Source organism: Saccharothrix texasensis (assembly GCF_003752005.1).
Lineage (GTDB): Bacteria > Actinomycetota > Actinomycetes > Mycobacteriales > Pseudonocardiaceae > Actinosynnema > Actinosynnema texasense.
In genome coordinates this window covers 5,730,671-5,746,101 of record NZ_RJKM01000001.1, presented here as the reverse complement: position 1 = coordinate 5,746,101, position 15,431 = coordinate 5,730,671, and the positions used below count along the sequence as shown (strand labels likewise).

The window sequence follows — 15,431 nt, the reverse complement described above, 5'->3', positions numbered from 1 at the left end:
TCACATGCGCGTCCCACGCTTAGGATTCCCGGTGTGAACCGTCCTATCGCAGTCGTGACCGGAGCCAGTGCGGGCATCGGCGAGGCCACCGCCCGCAGGCTCGCCGCCGAGGGCTTCCACGTGGTGCTCGGTGCCCGGCGGGTCGACCGCCTCAAGGCTATCGCGGATGAGATCGACGGCGTCGCGGTCGAGTTGGACGTCACCTCGGCGCCGTCGGTCGACGCCTTCCTCGACGCCATCCCCGCGGCGAACGTGCTGGTCAACAACGCCGGCGGCGCGCGCGGCCTGGCCACCGTCGCCGAGGCGGACGAGGAGCACTGGCGGTGGATGTGGGAGACGAACGTGCTGGGCACGTTGCGCGTCACGAAGGGCCTGCTGCCGAAGCTGATCGCCTCCGGTGACGGGCACGTGGTCACCGTCACCTCGGTCGCCGCCTACGAGGCCTACGACAACGGCTCCGGCTACACCTCCGCGAAGCACGCCCAGTCCGCGCTGCACCGCACGCTCCGCGGCGAGCTGCTCGGCCGGCCGGTGCGGGTGACCGAGATCCTGCCCGGCATGGTCGAGACCGACTTCTCCGTCAACCGCTTCGACGGCGACGCCGACCGGGCCGCGGCCGTCTACCAGGGTGTGACGCCGTTGACCGCGGACGACGTGGCCGACGTGATCGCGTTCGCGGTGACCAGGCCCGCGCACGTCAACCTGGACCAGATCGTCCTCAAGCCCCGGGCGCAGGCGTCGGCGTCCCGCATCCACCGGGCGTGATCAGCTCCACGTCCAACTGGTCGAGCACCGGGCCGATGGGGTTCGCGAACCCCCGGTCCGGGCTCCCGGCGCAGTAGAGCCCCACCACCCGGTTCGCGTCGTCGAGCAGCACCGCGCCCGAGTCGCCGTGGTCGGCGAACCTCGGCGTCTCGATCCGGATCTGGTCGTACAGCCTCCGCACGCCCAGCCCCACCCCGAAGTCCAGCGTGATCACCGCGTCCGTCGACGCCACCACGCCTTCCGTCACCGCCGTCGTCCGGCCGCGCTTGCGCACCCGGTCACCGACCCGCGCCCGCGCCTGCCCGGTCACCGCGCCCAACCCGACCACCTCGGCCCGCGCCCGGGGCGTGGTCAGGGTGATCGCGGCGGCGTCCACCCGCGCCGACAACGCGGCCCGCGCCAACGCGCCGACCCGGTCGTGCACCGGGTGCCCGCCGTCGACCCGGGACGGGTGCACCATGGGGTCGCCGACCGCCCAGGCGTCGTCCACGCAGGCCACGTGGAACGACGTCAACGCCATCACGATGTGCCTGCCGCGCGGCGTGACCAGCGCGCCCAGCGTCCCGGCCACCACGTAGTCGTCCACTTCCGGGACGTCCGGCGGCACCAACCGGACCGCCCGGCTGGGCCCGATCCCGATGCCGCCCGCCAACGACTCGTGCCGCTCCGCCCCGCTCACGCCCTCGGGCGAGGCGATGGTGTGGTGCGGCCAGAACGTGTCCTCGACCACGTCGGTCGGCACGCCCAGCACTTCCGGCGGGATGGCGAACTGGGCCGCGGGCCCCTTGCGGCGGACGTACACGACGATCGCCAGCCGCCCGGTGGCCCGGCCGCCCGCGGTCTTCTCGCCGAGGTCGACACCCACCACCCCGGGCCGGCTCAGGAAATCGTCCTCAACCAGCTTCTTGATCGGCCTGACGGCCGCGCGCTCGTCGTCGGCGTAGGCCATGACGACCTCCAACGGGTGCCCCTACCTCCATGAAACGCGCGGAGTGAGGATTCGTCACACGGAGTCACCCGTTCGGCCGTTCGGCCGTTGCGCTCGCGAAGCCCTCGCGGAAGGCGGCGGCCCCGCACCGACCTGCGCCAGCGCGAGGAGCACCGACGAGCCGGCGAGTTCGAGCAGGTGCCGGTCGGGGCGGAAGGCGGCTGGCGGGCGCTGGATGGCGATCGCCTCACGGACCAGCTCCAACGCCCGGACCTTGTCCCGCCTGGCCACCACCACGCTCGACCTGGCCAGGGTGAACGCCACCTCGGGCAGGCGCGCCACGGTCATCCGGGCCGGCTCGTCCACGTGGGGCGCACGGTCCTCGGCCACGTCGAGCCTGGCGAGCGCGAGCGTGACGTTGCCCGAACCGATCTGCACGACCGGCCCGTTCACCACGGAGTCCGCGATGGTGTTCCGGATCACCCGACCCACCCTGCCGGCACACCGCCGGCCGCGGCGACACCGGTCACGCGATCACCCCAGTTCGCAGCCCACCAACACCGGCTCCGGCAGCAGCTCCACCCCGAACGCCGTCCGCACCCCGTCGCGCACCTCGCGCGCCAGGTCCAGCAGGTCCTCCGTGGACGCGCCGCCCCGGTTGGTCAGCGCCAGCGTGTGCTTGCCGGACAGCGCCACCCGACCGCCCGGCCCCCGGTGCCCGCGCCCGAACCCGGCCCGCTCGATCAGCCACGCCGCCGACAGCTTCGAGAAGCCCGGCCCGGCCGGGTAGGTCGGCACGTCCACGTGCGGCCCCAACCGCTCCGCGATCCGGATCAGCACCCCGGCCAGCGTCGAGTCGTCCAGCAGCGGGTTGGTGAAGAACGAGCCCGCGCTCCACGTGTCGTGGTCGGCCGCGTCGAGCACCATGCCCTTGCCGCGCCGCAGCTCCAGCACCGCCTTGCGGGCCGCGTCGGCGGGCACCCGGTCACCGGGCGCGACGCCCAGCGCGCGAGCCAGCTCGCCGTACCGGATGGGCGCGGACTGCCCGCCCGCGGTGAGCGCGAACCGCGCCCGCAGCACCACCGCCTGGTCCGTGCCCTTCAGCACACTGGTCCGGTACGCCAGCCCCAAGCCGTCCGCCGGCACCTGGTGCACGCGACCCGTGCGCCGGTCCAGCAGGTCCACCGAGGTCAGCACCTGCGCGACCTCGACGCCGTACGCGCCGACGTTCTGCACCGGCGTCGCCCCGACCAGCCCGGGGATGCCCGACAGGCACTCCAGCCCGCCCAGCCCCTGCGCCACGGCCTCCGCGACGACCGAGTCCCAGTCCTCACCCGCTTCCACGGTCAGCTGCACGAGGCCGTCGCCCAGCGGGTCGAGCCGGCGGCCGGACGTGCCGACCGCCACGACCGTGCCGTCGAACCCGGCGTCGGACACCACCAGGTTCGACCCGCCGCCGAGCAGCAGCAACGGCTCGCCGTCCGCGTCCAGGGCGCGCACGGTCTCGACCAGCTCGGCGGCGGTGGCGGCGCGCGTGAACCTCGCCGCAGGGCCACCGAGCCGCAGCGTGGTGCACTCGGCCAGCGGCACACGGGCACTGGAGGGCGGGGTGGTCACGACGGAGAACGGTAGCCTCCGCGACATGGCACGCCGCATCGAGCACCGAACCACGTCCCGCTGGCCGGCGCGGGACGTGTACGCAGCGCTGGTGGACCAGACCTACCTGCGCGACCGGCTCGCCGAGCTGGGCGGCACGAACCCGGAGCTGGTCGCCTTCACCACCACCGACCAGAGCACGTCCTACCAGCTCAAGCAGGGTGTGCCCGCGGACAGGCTGCCGTCGGTGGCCCGCGGCCTGCTCGGCGGCGACCTCGTGATCGACCGCGCCGAGTCGTGGACCGAGGCCGGTCACACGGGCACGGTGGAGGTGACGCTGAACGGCGTCCCGGGCCGGTTGGACGGCACGATCACGCTCGCCGACACCGCGAGTGGGAGCGAACTCACGCTCACGGGTCAGGTGAAGGTGAGCATCCCGATCATGGGCGGCAAGCTGGAGGCGATGATCGTCGAACAGGTCTCGCTGCTGCTCGACAAGGAATCCGAGTTCACCGCCGAATGGCTCGCACGCCGCGCCTAGCCGCGGGCCGGGCGCGCGCGCTCGGCCTGCCCACGAGGGGCACCACCAACCCGAACCGCCTGCGCCGGGTCGACCGGTGGGTCGCGCACGCCCACCGGGACCTGCTCGCCGCGCCCGACCCGCTGGTGGTGGACCTCGGCTACGGCTCCTCCCCGATCACCACCGTCGAGCTGGCGGCCCGGCTGCGCGCGGTCAACCCGGCCGTCCGCGTGCTCGGCCTCGAACTCGACGCCGAACGGGTCGCCGCGGGCAAGGCGGTCGCCGACCCGCCCGCGCTGGACTTCCGGCGCGGCGGGTTCGAGCTGGCCGGCGCGCGCCCGGTGCTGCTGCGCGCGTTCAACGTGCTGCGCCAGTACACCGAGGAGCAGGCGGCGGAGGCGTGGGACACCATGGTCGGCCGGCTCGCGCCCGGCGGGGTGCTGGTCGAGGGCACGTGCGACGAGATCGGCCGCCGGTGCTGCTGGGTCGCGTTGACCTCCGACGGGCCGCGGACGTTCACCCTCTCCTGCCTGCCCGCCGACCTGGAGACGCCGGGCGACCTGGCCGAACGGCTGCCGAAGGCGTTGATCCACCACAACGTGCCCGGCGAGAAGGTGCACGCCCTGCTGTCCGAGCTGGACGCGTGCTGGGCGACGTGCGCGCCGTTCGCGCCCTACGGCCCGCGTGCGCGCTGGGTGGAGTCCGTGCGGCTGCTGGCCGAGCGCGGCTGGCCGGTGCTGGACGACCGGAAGCGGTGGCGGCTCGGCGAGGTGACCCTGCCCTGGGACGTGGTGAGTCCCTAGGCTGTGCGGAGTGGACCACGTCGACTTCGTGCAGCACCTGAGGACCCAGTACGCCGCGCTGCGCGCCGCCGCGGTGGCCGCCGGGCCGGACGCGCCGGTGCCGAGCTGTCCCGGGTGGACGGTGCGGGACCTGGTGGACCACGTCGGCCTCGTCCACTCCTGGGCGTCGCGCGCCTTGCGCACCCCGGTGGACGGCGAGCGGCCGCGGCCCGACGACCGCCCCGCCGACTGGGACGAGCTGCTCGTCTGGTGGGACGAGAAGGTCGCCGAGCTGGCCGACACGCTGGCCGGCGCCCCGGCGGACACGCCCGCGTGGACGTTCATCGGGCCGAAGACCTTCGGCTTCTGGTCACGCCGGCAGGCGCACGAGACCGCGATCCACCGGCTCGACGCCGAGCACGCCCGGCACGGCGCGGACGTCCCGTCGCTGCTGTTCGACGTGGAGTTCGCGGCCGACGGCGTGGACGAGTTCCTGACCCGGATGCTGCCGCGGGCCGCCCAGCGCAAGCCGGTCGAGCGGGCGGGCCGGGTGCTGTTCCACGCCGCCGACGCGGGCCGCGCCTGGGAGCTGCGCCTCACGCCCGGACAGCCGCCGGAGGTGGGCCCGATCACCGGTTCGGCGACCGACGAGGACGCCACCGCGGCCGGCACCGCCGACGCGCTGTACCGGGCGGTGTGGGGCCGGCCGAGCGGCGCCATCACATCGGGTGACAGGTCTCTGCTGGACGGGCTGCCGCGACCGTAGATACTTCCGGTCGTGCCCCTGCCTGAACGACGCTACGTGATCACCTTCGGCTGCCCCGACCGCACCGGCATCGTGGCCCGGATCTCCTCGTTCCTGGCCGAGCACGGCGGCTGGATCGTCGAGGCGGCCTACCACACCGACCCGGCCACCAACTGGTTCTTCACCCGCCAGGAGGTCCGGGCCGACTCGCTGCCGTTCGACGTGGAGGAGCTGCGGACCCGGTTCGCCGAGGTGGCCCGCGAGCTGGGCGCGCACCCCGGGTCGTGGCGGGTCGCCGACTCCGGCGAGCGCAGGCGAGTGGTGATCCTCGTGTCCAAGGAGGGGCACTGCCTGTACGACCTGCTGGGCCGGGTGGCGTCGCACGAGCTGGACGTCGACGTGGCCGCGGTCATCGGCAACCACGCCGACCTGGCCGGGATCACCAGGGCGCACGGCATCCCGTTCCACCACCTGCCGTTCCCGGCGAACGACCCGGAGGGCAAGGCGGCGGCGTTCGCGCAGCTGCGGCAGCTCGTCGACGGGCACCGGCCGCACGCGGTGGTGCTGGCGCGGTTCATGCAGATCCTGCCCCCGGAGCTGTGCGCGGCCTGGGCCGGGCGGGCGCTGAACATCCACCACAGCTTCCTGCCGTCGTTCGTCGGGGCGCGGCCGTACCACCAGGCGCGCAGCCGGGGCGTGAAACTGGTCGGCGCGACGTGCCACTACGTGACCGCGGACCTCGACCAGGGGCCCATCGTGGAGCAGGACGTGATCCGGGTGGACCACACCGACTCCGTCAACGACATGGTGCGCAAGGGGCGTGACATCGAGAAGGTCGTGCTGTCGCGCGGTCTGCGGTGGCACCTGGAGGACCGCGTCCTGGTGCACGGCAACCAGACCGTCATCTTCTGAGCGTTGAACTCACCCCTCCCGAACGCAGGACTCTCGCGCTCTGAACGCAGGACTCTCGCGAGAGCCCTGCGTTCGCATGCCGGGAGTCGGGCGTTCGCACGTAGGCTGCGCCGGTGCGCACCGAGTACACCGACCTCGACCAGGTCCGCGCGGCGGCCGAGCTGAGGCACGCCGTCCTCGTCGGGCTCGACCTGAGCGAGGAGGAGCTGCGCGTGCCGATGGACGGCGCGCTGTTCCTCGGCTGCACGCTCTCCCCGCTCGCCCAGCGGCGCGCGGCGGCGGCCGGGGCGCTGGTGTTCCCGACCATCCCCGACCTGCCCTACGACGTGTACCGGTCGCGGCTCTACACGCCGGCCGAGCTGTTCGCCGGGTTCGACCCGGACGACCCGCTGTCCTACGCCGACACCCCCGACGCCCGGATCTACCGCCACAGCCGGACCCGGGGCCACAACCCCGACCCGCTGCACGCCCTCGCCGAACGCCTGCACGACCACGCGATCACCGAGGCGTTGGCGGACGTGCTGCCCGAACGGCCGGTCGCCGTGATGGGCGGGCACGCCCTCGGCCGCGACACGGACGGCTACCGACGTGCCGTGCGGCTCGGCGCGGCGCTCGGCGAAGCCGGGTTCACGGTGCTGACCGGCGGCGGGCCGGGCGTGATGGAGGCCGTGCCGCTCGGCGTGCGGATCGGCGTGGACGAGCCGACGTTGAAGGACCTGGCGAAGGCGCCCGCGTTCGGCGGCGACGCCGAGTCCGTCGGCCGCTGGATCGCCGCCTGCCCCACCGACCTGCCCTCCTCCGACCGACCGCGCACGATCGGCATCCCGACCTGGTTCTACGGTCACGAGCCGCCGAACCCGGCGTGTGAGCTGCACGCCAAGTACTTCGCCAACTCGGTGCGCGAGGAGGGTCTGCTCACCGTCGCCGCCGGCGGCATCATCTACACGCCGGGCAGCGCGGGCACCGTCCAGGAGGTCTTCCAGGACTACTGCCAGAACCACTACGGCTCGGTCGGCCCGGCCGCGCCGATGGTGTTCCTGGGCGCGGACTTCTGGGTCGACGAGGTGCCGGCCGCGCCGCTGGTGCGGCGCCTGGCCCGGGGCCGGGAGGCCGAGCGCTGGATCCTGGTCACCGACGACGCCGACGAGGCCGTCAGCTTCCTGCGGGAGTACGCGGCGTGAGCACCCGCTGCACCACCTCGGCCGCGGCCAGGCAGAGGTCCTCGCGGTAGGCCCGGCCGATCAGCTGCACGCCCACCGGCAGCCCGTCGACCACCCCGGTCGGCACGGCCACCGCGGGCAGGCCCGCGAAGCTGGTCGCGGTGCACAGCCGCATCGCGCCGGTCACCAGGTCGTGGCCCTCGCGCGAGCGGGACTCCAGCCCCGGCTCGGGCGCCGGCGCGGTGAACACCGGCCCGAGCACCAGCGGGAACCGGTCCAGGAACTCGGCCCACGCCCGCTTCACGCCCAGCAGCACGCCGGTGAGCCGCAGGTACTCGGCGACGTCCACCGGCCCGGTCTTCGCCATCGACATCTCGATGTACCGGTGGCCCTCCGCGCCGAGCAGGGTGCGCACCACCGGCCAGCTCGGCGTGAACTCGGTCATCAGCATGGCCCCGTACGCCGACAACGCCTCGTCCAGCGCCGGCACGTCCGCTTCGACGACCTCGTACCCGGCGTCCGACAGCACGCCGGCGGCGTCCTCGACGGCGGCCCGCACCACCGGGTCGACGCCCGCGCCGCCGGGATCGGCCGCCACGGCGACCCGGCGCGGCGCCGGCGGCCCGGTCAGCGGCACGGGCACCGCCCGCGGGTCGCGCGGCGACGTGCCGGCCAGCGCCTCGAACGCCAACCGCAGGTCGCCGACGGTCCGGGCGAGCGGCCCGTCGACCACGAACAGCTGCGCGCCCAGCGGCGGGTCGTCCGGGCCGAGCCGGTGGTCGGCCGGGAACCGCCCGGAGGTCGGCTTCAGCCCGGCCACGCCGCAGAACGCCGCCGGGATGCGCACCGAGCCGCCGGAGTCGTTGCCCAGTCCCAGGCCGGCCATCCCGGTCGCCACCGCCACCCCGTCGCCGCCGCTGGATCCGCCGGGCGTGACGGCCGGGTCCCAGGGGTTCACCGTGTCGCCGAACAGCTCGCTGCGCGTGTGCATGCCGGCCAGCGTGAGCGTCGGCATGTTCGCGTGCCCGATCGGGATCGCACCCGCCGCCCGCAGCCGCGCCACCGGCGGCGCGTCCAGGGGCGCCACGAAGTCCTTGAACCGCACCGCGCCGTGCGTCGTCGGCACGCCGCCGATCGCGATGCTCTCCTTCACCGTGAACGGCACCCCGGCCAACGGCCCGCGCGCGCCGTCCCGGTCGACCTGCGCCGCCTCGGTCAGCGCCTGCTCGGCCAGCACCCGCGTGATCGCGTTGACCACCGGGTTCACCTCGGCGATGCGCGCCAGGTGGCTCTCCACCAGCGCCACCGCGGTGGTCCGCCCCGAGCGCACCGCGGCGGCCTGCTCCGCCGCCGTCCAGTCCCACATGACTTCCCCCGTTCCGATGCAAGTGCATCGGATACTATCCACGGGTGCCCAAGCAGGTCGAATACGAATCCCGGCGCAGGCAGATCACCGACGCGGTGTTCCTGCTCGCCGACGAACGCGGCCTCGAAGGCGTGACCTTGAGGGATGTCGCGGCGCGCGCGGACGTCTCGATGGGCGCGGTGCAGCGGTGCTTCCGCACCAAGGAGGAGATGCTGCGCTTCGCGCTGGAGGAGGTGGGCAAGCGCGTCCTCGGCCGGGTGGGCGACACCGCCGCCGAGGCGGCACGCGCCATCGCGCTGCCCGAGCGCGCCGAAGCCAGGGTGTGGCTCGCGTTCGTCGCCCAGGCCGCCGTCAGCCCCGTGCTCGCGCCCGTCCTGCGCGCGAGCTACGCCGACCTCGAAGCCATGTTCACCAGGCTCTTCGGCGACGGCACGCGGGCGCGGGCGGTGCTGGCGCTGGCCGACGGCCTCACCACGCACGTGCTCATCGGGCACCTCACGCCCGACCAGGCGCGCGAGGTGCTCGACCGGCAGCTGGCCGGGCCGGCAAGCTAGCGGGCCAGGCCCTCGACGACCTCGGCGGTCGGCAGCTTCGCCAGCACCTCACCGGGCACGAGGATCTTGCTGCCGCGGAGGCCGCTGCCGATGACCAGCTCCGGCGCCGCCGCCACCTCGGGCGACAGCAGCACGGGCCAGTCCTCGGGCAGGCCGACGGGCGTGATGCCGCCGTACTCCATGCCGCTGAGCGACACCGCGTCGTCCATCGGCGCGAACGACGCCTTGCGCGCGTCGATCCGCCGCCGCACGACGCCGTTCACGTCCGCGCGCGTGGTCGCCAGCACGACGCACGCCGCGTACCGGACGGTGTCGCCGCGCTTGCCCGCCACGACGACGCAGTTCGCCGACGCCGACAGCGGCGAGCCGTAGTGCGCGCAGAACTCGGCCGTGTCCGCCAGCGCGGGGTCGATCTCCGCGACCGCGAGCCGGGCGCCGTCCGCCATCGACCGCAGCGCCGCCGCGACCGGGTCGGCGACCAGGTCGAGCCGGTCGAGCACGGGCAAGGGGCTCAGGGTTCCCGCGATGGTCCACACGCCGACCATCCTGCCGGCCGCCCTTGACGTTGACGTTGCGTCAACCCCTAACGTGGTCGGCACAGGGAGGGAGCACGGTCATGGCCTGGTCGATCGCGCAGGTCGCGCGCATGTCGAAGGTGACTTCGCGGACGTTGCGGCACTACGACGCGATCGGCCTGCTCGAACCGGCGTGGATCGGCGGCAACGGCTACCGGTACTACGAGCGCGAGCAGCTGCTCCGGCTCCAGCGCATCCTGCTGCTGCGCGACCTGGGGCTCGGCCTCGACACCGTGGCCGAGGTCCTGGACGGGCGGCACCGGACGGTCGACGTGCTGCGCAACCACGCGCGGTGGCTGGCCGCCGAGCAGGACCGGCTGGCGAAGCTGGCCCGGACCGTCTCCCGCACGATCGAGGAACTGGAAGGGGGTGACGAGGTGAAGATGGAAGAGCTGTTCGACGGCTTCGACGCCGACCGCCAGGCCCGCTACGAGGCGGAGCTGGTGGAGCGCTACGGCGAGGACGTCCAGCGGCACGTCGACGACAGCAAGAGGCGGATGCGCGGCTGGAGCAAGGCCGACGCGGACGAGTTCACGGCCGAGTGGGTCGCCGTCGGCACGGCCTACGCGGAGCTGTTCGACGCCGGCGCGGCGGTCGACGGGCCGGCGGCGCTCGACGTGACCGACCGGCACTACCGGTGGATCTGCCGCAGCTGGACCCCGGACCGGGAGTCCTACACCGGGCTGGGCCGGTTGTACGTCGACGCGCCGGAGTTCAAGTCGCAGCTGGACGCGCACGCCGAAGGCCTGGCCGAGTACGTCCGCGACGCGATCGCGGCGTACGCGCGGGCCAGGCTGTAGGGGTCCGGCGGTAGCGGACCGGGCCGCGAGCCCACGGGGAGGTGCACATCCCCGTGGACCCGGACCCGGTGCGGGTCAGATGTCCTGGAGCCCGAAGGCCTTGAGCGCCTCGCGGTTGAACGCCGGCAGGTCGCCGGGGTTGCGGCTGGTGACCAGGGTCCACCCGGCCGCGTCGCAGACCCGGACCTCCTCGTCCGCCCAGTCGGCGCCCGCGTTGCGCAGGTCGGTGGCCAGGCTCGGGAACGAGGTCAGCTTCTTGCCGCGCACCACGTCCGCCTCCACCAGCAGCCACGGCCCGTGGCAGATGGCCGCGATCGGCTTGCCCGCGGCGACGTGCTGCTTGACGAACTTCACCGCGTCGCGGTCGAGTCGGAGGTTGTCCGAGTTGGCCACGCCGCCGGGGATCACCACGGCGTCGTAGTCCATGGGATCCGCGTGCGCGAACGGCACGTCCACGTCGAACTTGTCGGCCGGCGTCAGGTGGTCGTAGGCCTGCACCTGCCCCAGCTTGGGGGCGAGCAGCCTCGGCACGGCACCGGCCTTCTCCACGTGCTGCCAGGGCTCGGTCAGCTCGACCTGCTCGATGCCCTCCGTGTCGACCAGGAATGCGATCCTCTTCGGTTCGGCCATGGGGTTCGGCTACCCGCGCAGGAAGTCGGCCAACCACGTGCGGACCTCACCGCGGTGCGTCAGCCACGACGGCACGAGCTCGAGCCGGCCGTTCGGGAAGGTGGCGGCCACCTGCTCGGCCACGTCTGCGGGGTGCAGCGGGTCGGCCGTGGCGCCGATCACCAGCACCGGGGCCGTGACCTGCGCCAACACCGCGCGATCGGCGACGGCGACCTGGCCGGGCAGCTCGTCCAGCGCGCCGTCCAGCCGGGCGAACGCCCGCCGCCGTTCCGCCTGGTAGTCGGGCGGGCCGCCGACGGCGACGATCGCCTCCTCGCGGGCGAGCACCCGCCTCGGCTCGTCCAGCACGGCGGGCAGCAGCAGCGCCACGCGGTCGAACGCGTCGGGTTCGTCGGCGAGCAGGGCCAGCAGCGCGCCCGCCGTCAACGACACGCCGACCGCCCGGGTCGCACCGGTCTCCCGGGCCGCGGCGCGCAGGTCGGCGGCGATGCGCCGGTAGGTCCAGTAGCCCTCGGGCGCGTCCGGCGCGTCACCGTGCGAGGGGAGCGTGACCACCACTTTCGTGCCCGGCAGCCCGGAGGTGGGCAGGCGGGCTTCGCCGGGTGTCGCGCCGAGGCCGTGGCCGACGAGCGTGACGGGCGCGCCGGAGCCGAAGCTCCGGTGCGTCACCACCGCGGGCCGCGCTGCACCTCGATCAGCCGGGGCCGGACGTCGACCACGTACACCGTGACCGCGACCAGCCCGGCGAGCCAGAACATGCCGCCGGCGGAGAACGGGTGGAACAGCAGCAGCGCGAACGCGCCACCGCCGGTGATGCCGAGCCACGCGGGCTTGGTCATGCGCTCGGCCGCCGTGAAGGCGTCGGCCCGCTGCGAGAGGGCGTGCGCGAAGGCGAACACGCCCATGACCAGCGCGGCGTAGTACACCGCGAACATGACCCAGGCGTCCAGGTAGAGGGGACTGAAGTCTGGGAACGTTGGCAACACATCTCCAGCCTACGTGCGCGGCGTGCTCGCGGTACAGCCGAAACGGGGCGCCCCTCGTGGGGCGCCCCGTCGCGGTCGGGTCACTTGGCGGTGTCGGTCGGCTTCCGGGCCGCGGCCGGGCGGGCGCCCGCGGGCTTGGTCGTGGCGGGCTTCGCCGTCGTGACCGGTTTCGTCGCGGCCGGCTTGCGCGGCGCGGCCTTGCGGGTGGTGTCGCGCACCTCGGCGGCGACCTCACCGCCGATCTCGACCACGGTCTCGGCCAGCTTCTCGCTCGCGTCGTCCAGGTCGTCGGCGACCTTCTCGCCGACCGCGCGGGTGCGGCGGGAGACCTTGCCGAGCACGTCGTCGGCCAGCACGCGGGCGTCCGCGGCGGCGGCCTCGGTGCGCTTCTGCGCGGTGCCGACTGCCTCCTCGACCTGGTGCAGGGCCTTCTGCAGGCCCGGCTGGGTCTTCAGCTTCTCCAGCGCCTCCTCGCCGTGCTGGGCGAAGAACTGGTAGAGGTTCAGCGCGGACTGCGTGTAGGCGTCCACGACCTTGCGCAGCTCGGCCGGGTCCAGCCGGTCGCGCAGGTCCTTCTTCAGGTCGGCGGACTCGGCCGCGGTCTTCGCCGACTCGGCGCGCTCGCGGGCCTTGCCCAGCGCCTCGATGACCGCCTTGGCGGCCAGGTCGCCGGCGCCGAGGGCGGCCAGCAGGGGGGTGCGGGCGGCGGCGACGGCCTGCTCGCCCGCCTTGCGCAGCTCTTCGGTGGTGGGCAGGTTCGGCATGGAGATCACTCCTCCTTGTTCTGGGTGGCGGCGGCCGGTCCGGCCCCGCCGGCAGCCGGCCGGTCGCCGGTCTTGCCGGTGGTGTTCTCCCGCCGGAACGACTCGTAGACGTCGAGCAGCACCTGTTTCTGCCGCTCGGTCAGGTCGGGGGCGGTGACGATGGCGTCCGCCAGGGCGCCGCCTTCGCGCTGCTCCAGGATCCCGGCCTCGACGTACAGCGCCTCCGCCGAGATCCGCAGCCCCTTGGCGATCTGCTGCAGGATCTCCGCGCTCGGCTTGCGCAGGCCGCGTTCGATCTGGCTCAGGTACGGGTTGGAGACGCCGGCGAGCTTGGCCAGCTGCCGCAACGAGATCTTCGCCGTGTTGCGCTGCTGGCGGATGTACTCGCCGATGTCGCGGCCGAGATCGGCCACCGCCTCGTCGATGGACTTGTCCAACTTGCGCGGCACCTCCTCGATCCGCTTCCGACGGTACGCGGAGGTGCTAGCTGCTGCAAGCGCTCTGCTAGCGATCGGGACGTGTGCTCGCCCACAGCGCTACGGTGGAGCGCGTGGACCTTGCGGCGCACCTGCGAGCACAGCTGACCGACTCGCTGCTGACCGCCGGCGTGCTGCGCGACCCCCGCTGGGCGGACGCGTTTCGGCAGGTCCCGAGGCACGCGTTCCTGCCGGGGTTCTTCGTCCAGCGCCCCGACGGCGCCTGGGAGCCGGTGACCGCCGAGCACCCCGACCACCTCGCGCTCGCCTACCGCGACGACGTCTGCGTGACCCAGCTCGATTACGACGACCACGCGTGGCAGCAAGCACTCGTCACCGGCGCCGTGACGGGGGTACCCACCAGTTCGTCGAGCATGCCGACGATCATGGCGATCATGCTGGAGGCCCTGGCCGTCGCGCCGGGCGACCGGGTGCTGGAGATCGGCACCGGCACCGGCTACAACGCCGCCCTGCTCTGCCACGTGCTCGGCGACGCGCGGGTGACCTCGATCGACGTCGACGAGGGCGTGCTGCGGCGGGCCGAGGCGCGGCTGGCGGCCACCGGGTACCACCCGACGTGCGTGCGGGGCGACGGTGAGCGGGGACACGCGCCGCGCGCCCCTTACGACCGCGTCCTCGGCACGTGCGCCGTGTCGCGCGTCCCCGCGGCGTGGCTGGAGCAGACCGCGCCCGGCGGGGTGATCGTGACCACGTTCAACCGGGCCATCGGCGCCGGCCTGGTGCGGCTGACCGTGCGCGACGGGCAGGCCACCGGCCGAGTGCTGGCGGAGGACGGGCGGTTCATGCCGTTGCGCGCGCACCGGCAGGCGTGGGCGGACGAGGCGCTGCTGGAGGCGCTGACCGAGGAGCCGACCACGTCCCGCACGACCCTGCTGTCCTCGCGCAGCGTGCTCGACCCGGCCGGCGGCTTCGAGTTCTTCGCCGGGCTGGCGCTGGCCGGGGTGGCGGTGGCGGCCGACCCGGTCCGCCTCGTGCACCGCGACGGCTCGTGGGTCCGGCACCGCGGCGCGGTCGTGGACCAGGGCGGGCCGCGGGCGCTGTGGGACGTCGCCGAGGCCGCCTACCGGCAGTGGCGGGCGCTGGGCCGACCCCGCCGCGACCAGTTCGCCTTCACCGCGACGACCACGGCGCAGCACTTCGCCCTGGACGGCACCGACCTGACCTGGCCGCTCCCGTGAACCCACCCCCGCCGCGCGTGTCCTACGTCCAGAACACGCGTGTCCTACGTCCAGAACGACCGTGTCCTGCGTTCGGAACACCCGAGTTGAACGCTCGGCGCGCGCAGGCGGCCGTTCAGTCGAGCAGTTCCTCCAGGAAGCTGCGCTTGCGCCGCGGGTAGTACGGCTGCGGCGCGTAGTACCCGGGCGGCGGCGCGGCGGGCGCGGCGCCGGGCGGCGGCTGGTACGGCGGCGGCGGACCGGTCTGCGTGCCGGGCGGCGGCTGGTAGGGCGGGGGCGGACCGGCGGGAGGCGCGGCGGGCACGGCCGGCGCTGCCTGCGCGGCGGCGGGCACGGCGGCGGGCTGCGGATCGGCGGCGGGCTGCGACCCGTCCTCCACCGGCGTGTCGCCGTCGACCGGCAACGTCCCCTCGATCGGCACGACCGCCGTCGGCGCCGCAGCCGGCACGGGCACCGGCGCCGGAACGGGCACCGGCACACCCTCCGGCCGGTAGGGCTGCGCGTAGTGCGCCCGCTCGGCGGCGATGATCTGCTCCAGCTCGCCGCCGTCCAGGAAAACGCCCTTGCAGTTCTCGCACTGCTCGATGTGCACGGAGCCACGGCTGATGGTCCGCATGAGGTCCTGGCATTTCGGGCAGATCACGCCTTCGAGGGTACGCACGACACAGGGGTC

20 protein-coding genes are annotated in these 15,431 nt (G+C 74.0%); 9 read left to right on the top strand and 11 right to left on the bottom strand.

Translation table 11 applies throughout. The features are described from left to right. The first annotated feature begins 33 nt into the window (after nt 1-33). Nucleotides 34-765, top strand: a complete 732-nt coding sequence (locus EDD40_RS25230; protein WP_123745136.1) for an SDR family NAD(P)-dependent oxidoreductase — start codon at nt 34-36, stop codon at nt 763-765. Here the strand turns inward: EDD40_RS25230 and EDD40_RS25225 are convergent. The 3 genes from EDD40_RS25225 to EDD40_RS25215 are packed head-to-tail and all read right to left on the bottom strand — an operon-like array spanning nt 719 to nt 3,337. Further along, nucleotides 719-1,714, bottom strand: coding sequence for a chymotrypsin family serine protease (locus EDD40_RS25225; protein WP_123748268.1), 996 nt, complete (start codon nt 1,712-1,714; stop codon nt 719-721). The two genes, EDD40_RS25230 and EDD40_RS25225, sit on opposite strands and share 47 nt — an antisense overlap. Nucleotides 1,715-1,768: 54 nt before the next feature. After that, nucleotides 1,769-2,176, bottom strand: a complete 408-nt coding sequence (locus tag EDD40_RS25220) for a hypothetical protein (RefSeq protein ID WP_123745135.1) — start codon at nt 2,174-2,176, stop codon at nt 1,769-1,771. 51 nt (nt 2,177-2,227) lie between these two features. Beyond that, nucleotides 2,228-3,337, bottom strand: coding sequence for a UDP-N-acetylmuramate dehydrogenase (locus EDD40_RS25215; RefSeq protein ID WP_236594556.1), 1,110 nt, complete (start codon nt 3,335-3,337; stop codon nt 2,228-2,230). Between EDD40_RS25215 and EDD40_RS25210 the strand changes: the two genes are divergently transcribed. The 5 genes from EDD40_RS25210 to EDD40_RS44460 all read left to right on the top strand — a co-directional run bounded on the left by EDD40_RS25210 (nt 3,336) and on the right by EDD40_RS44460 (nt 7,429). After that, nucleotides 3,336-3,830 carry a DUF2505 domain-containing protein gene (locus tag EDD40_RS25210; protein ID WP_170185192.1) on the top strand — a complete coding sequence of 165 codons (495 nt, stop codon included), beginning with the start codon at nt 3,336-3,338 and terminating at the stop codon, nt 3,828-3,830. The two genes, EDD40_RS25215 and EDD40_RS25210, sit on opposite strands and share 2 nt — an antisense overlap. Continuing rightward, the gene (locus EDD40_RS25205; protein WP_123745132.1) at nt 3,809-4,612 is read left to right on the top strand and encodes a class I SAM-dependent methyltransferase; all 804 of its coding nucleotides are present in this window, start codon (nt 3,809-3,811) and stop codon (nt 4,610-4,612) included. The genes EDD40_RS25210 and EDD40_RS25205 overlap by 22 nt, the downstream gene beginning before the upstream one ends. A gap of 10 nt (nt 4,613-4,622) precedes the next feature. Continuing rightward, on the top strand, nt 4,623-5,357 hold the full coding sequence (locus EDD40_RS25200; RefSeq protein WP_123745131.1) for a maleylpyruvate isomerase N-terminal domain-containing protein: 735 nt from the start codon (nt 4,623-4,625) through the stop codon (nt 5,355-5,357). 12 nt (nt 5,358-5,369) lie between these two features. Beyond that, on the top strand, nt 5,370-6,248 hold the full coding sequence (purU, locus tag EDD40_RS25195; RefSeq protein WP_123745130.1) for a formyltetrahydrofolate deformylase: 879 nt from the start codon (nt 5,370-5,372) through the stop codon (nt 6,246-6,248). Nucleotides 6,249-6,361: 113 nt separating this feature from the next. Next, on the top strand, nt 6,362-7,429 hold the full coding sequence (locus EDD40_RS44460) for an LOG family protein (protein ID WP_123745129.1): 1,068 nt from the start codon (nt 6,362-6,364) through the stop codon (nt 7,427-7,429). Here the strand turns inward: EDD40_RS44460 and EDD40_RS25185 are convergent. Beyond that, on the bottom strand, nt 7,401-8,774 hold the full coding sequence (locus EDD40_RS25185) for an amidase (protein ID WP_123745128.1): 1,374 nt from the start codon (nt 8,772-8,774) through the stop codon (nt 7,401-7,403). The genes EDD40_RS44460 and EDD40_RS25185 overlap by 29 nt on opposite strands. Nucleotides 8,775-8,818: 44 nt before the next feature. Here EDD40_RS25185 and EDD40_RS25180 point away from each other — a divergent pair, with 44 nt between their 5' ends. After that, nucleotides 8,819-9,328, top strand: a complete 510-nt coding sequence (locus tag EDD40_RS25180) for a TetR/AcrR family transcriptional regulator (protein WP_123745127.1) — start codon at nt 8,819-8,821, stop codon at nt 9,326-9,328. Here the strand turns inward: EDD40_RS25180 and EDD40_RS25175 are convergent. Next, nucleotides 9,325-9,873, bottom strand: a complete 549-nt coding sequence (locus tag EDD40_RS25175; protein WP_123745126.1) for a YbaK/EbsC family protein — start codon at nt 9,871-9,873, stop codon at nt 9,325-9,327. The genes EDD40_RS25180 and EDD40_RS25175 overlap by 4 nt on opposite strands. Before the next feature lie 71 nt (nt 9,874-9,944). On the opposite strand from EDD40_RS25175, the gene EDD40_RS25170 reads away from it, so the two are divergent. Then, the gene (locus EDD40_RS25170) at nt 9,945-10,703 is read left to right on the top strand and encodes a MerR family transcriptional regulator (RefSeq protein ID WP_123745125.1); all 759 of its coding nucleotides are present in this window, start codon (nt 9,945-9,947) and stop codon (nt 10,701-10,703) included. 75 nt (nt 10,704-10,778) lie between these two features. Here the strand turns inward: EDD40_RS25170 and EDD40_RS25165 are convergent, their stop codons facing one another. The 5 genes from EDD40_RS25165 to EDD40_RS25145 all read right to left on the bottom strand — a co-directional run bounded on the left by EDD40_RS25165 (nt 10,779) and on the right by EDD40_RS25145 (nt 13,532). Next, complete coding sequence (locus EDD40_RS25165) at nt 10,779-11,333, bottom strand: type 1 glutamine amidotransferase domain-containing protein (protein WP_123745124.1); 555 nt, start codon at nt 11,331-11,333, stop codon at nt 10,779-10,781. Nucleotides 11,334-11,342: 9 nt separating this feature from the next. Beyond that, nucleotides 11,343-12,005, bottom strand: a complete 663-nt coding sequence (locus EDD40_RS25160; protein ID WP_246037806.1) for an alpha/beta fold hydrolase — start codon at nt 12,003-12,005, stop codon at nt 11,343-11,345. After that, nucleotides 11,999-12,283: a DUF2516 family protein gene (locus EDD40_RS25155; RefSeq protein ID WP_425471353.1), complete on the bottom strand. Its 285-nt coding sequence runs from the start codon at nt 12,281-12,283 to the stop codon at nt 11,999-12,001. Before EDD40_RS25155 ends, EDD40_RS25160 begins: the two co-directional genes overlap by 7 nt. Before the next feature lie 116 nt (nt 12,284-12,399). After that, nucleotides 12,400-13,083: a hypothetical protein gene (locus EDD40_RS25150; RefSeq protein WP_123748266.1), complete on the bottom strand. Its 684-nt coding sequence runs from the start codon at nt 13,081-13,083 to the stop codon at nt 12,400-12,402. A gap of 5 nt (nt 13,084-13,088) precedes the next feature. After that, nucleotides 13,089-13,532 carry a helix-turn-helix domain-containing protein gene (locus EDD40_RS25145; RefSeq protein ID WP_246037805.1) on the bottom strand — a complete coding sequence of 148 codons (444 nt, stop codon included), beginning with the start codon at nt 13,530-13,532 and terminating at the stop codon, nt 13,089-13,091. A gap of 101 nt (nt 13,533-13,633) precedes the next feature. Between EDD40_RS25145 and EDD40_RS25140 the strand changes: the two genes are divergently transcribed. Next, complete coding sequence (locus EDD40_RS25140) at nt 13,634-14,758, top strand: methyltransferase domain-containing protein (protein WP_246037804.1); 1,125 nt, start codon at nt 13,634-13,636, stop codon at nt 14,756-14,758. A gap of 115 nt (nt 14,759-14,873) precedes the next feature. Here the strand turns inward: EDD40_RS25140 and EDD40_RS25135 are convergent, their stop codons facing one another. Next, on the bottom strand, nt 14,874-15,401 hold the full coding sequence (locus EDD40_RS25135) for a TFIIB-type zinc ribbon-containing protein (protein WP_170185191.1): 528 nt from the start codon (nt 15,399-15,401) through the stop codon (nt 14,874-14,876). Between the last annotated feature and the right edge of the window lie 30 nt (nt 15,402-15,431).

Coding starts and splice junctions, on each gene's coding strand:
- EDD40_RS25225 (WP_123748268.1), bottom strand. CDS start 1,714: ATGGCCTACGCCGACGACGAGCGCGCGGCCGTCAGGCCGATCAAGAAG.
- EDD40_RS25210 (WP_170185192.1), top strand. CDS start 3,336: ATGGCACGCCGCATCGAGCACCGAACCACGTCCCGCTGGCCGGCGCGG.
- EDD40_RS25215 (WP_236594556.1), bottom strand. CDS start 3,337: ATGTCGCGGAGGCTACCGTTCTCCGTCGTGACCACCCCGCCCTCCAGT.
- EDD40_RS25205 (WP_123745132.1), top strand. CDS start 3,809: ATGGCTCGCACGCCGCGCCTAGCCGCGGGCCGGGCGCGCGCGCTCGGC.
- EDD40_RS25185 (WP_123745128.1), bottom strand. CDS start 8,774: ATGTGGGACTGGACGGCGGCGGAGCAGGCCGCCGCGGTGCGCTCGGGG.
- EDD40_RS25175 (WP_123745126.1), bottom strand. CDS start 9,873: ATGGTCGGCGTGTGGACCATCGCGGGAACCCTGAGCCCCTTGCCCGTG.
- EDD40_RS25170 (WP_123745125.1), top strand. CDS start 9,945: ATGGCCTGGTCGATCGCGCAGGTCGCGCGCATGTCGAAGGTGACTTCG.
- EDD40_RS25165 (WP_123745124.1), bottom strand. CDS start 11,333: ATGGCCGAACCGAAGAGGATCGCATTCCTGGTCGACACGGAGGGCATC.
- EDD40_RS25150 (WP_123748266.1), bottom strand. CDS start 13,083: ATGCCGAACCTGCCCACCACCGAAGAGCTGCGCAAGGCGGGCGAGCAG.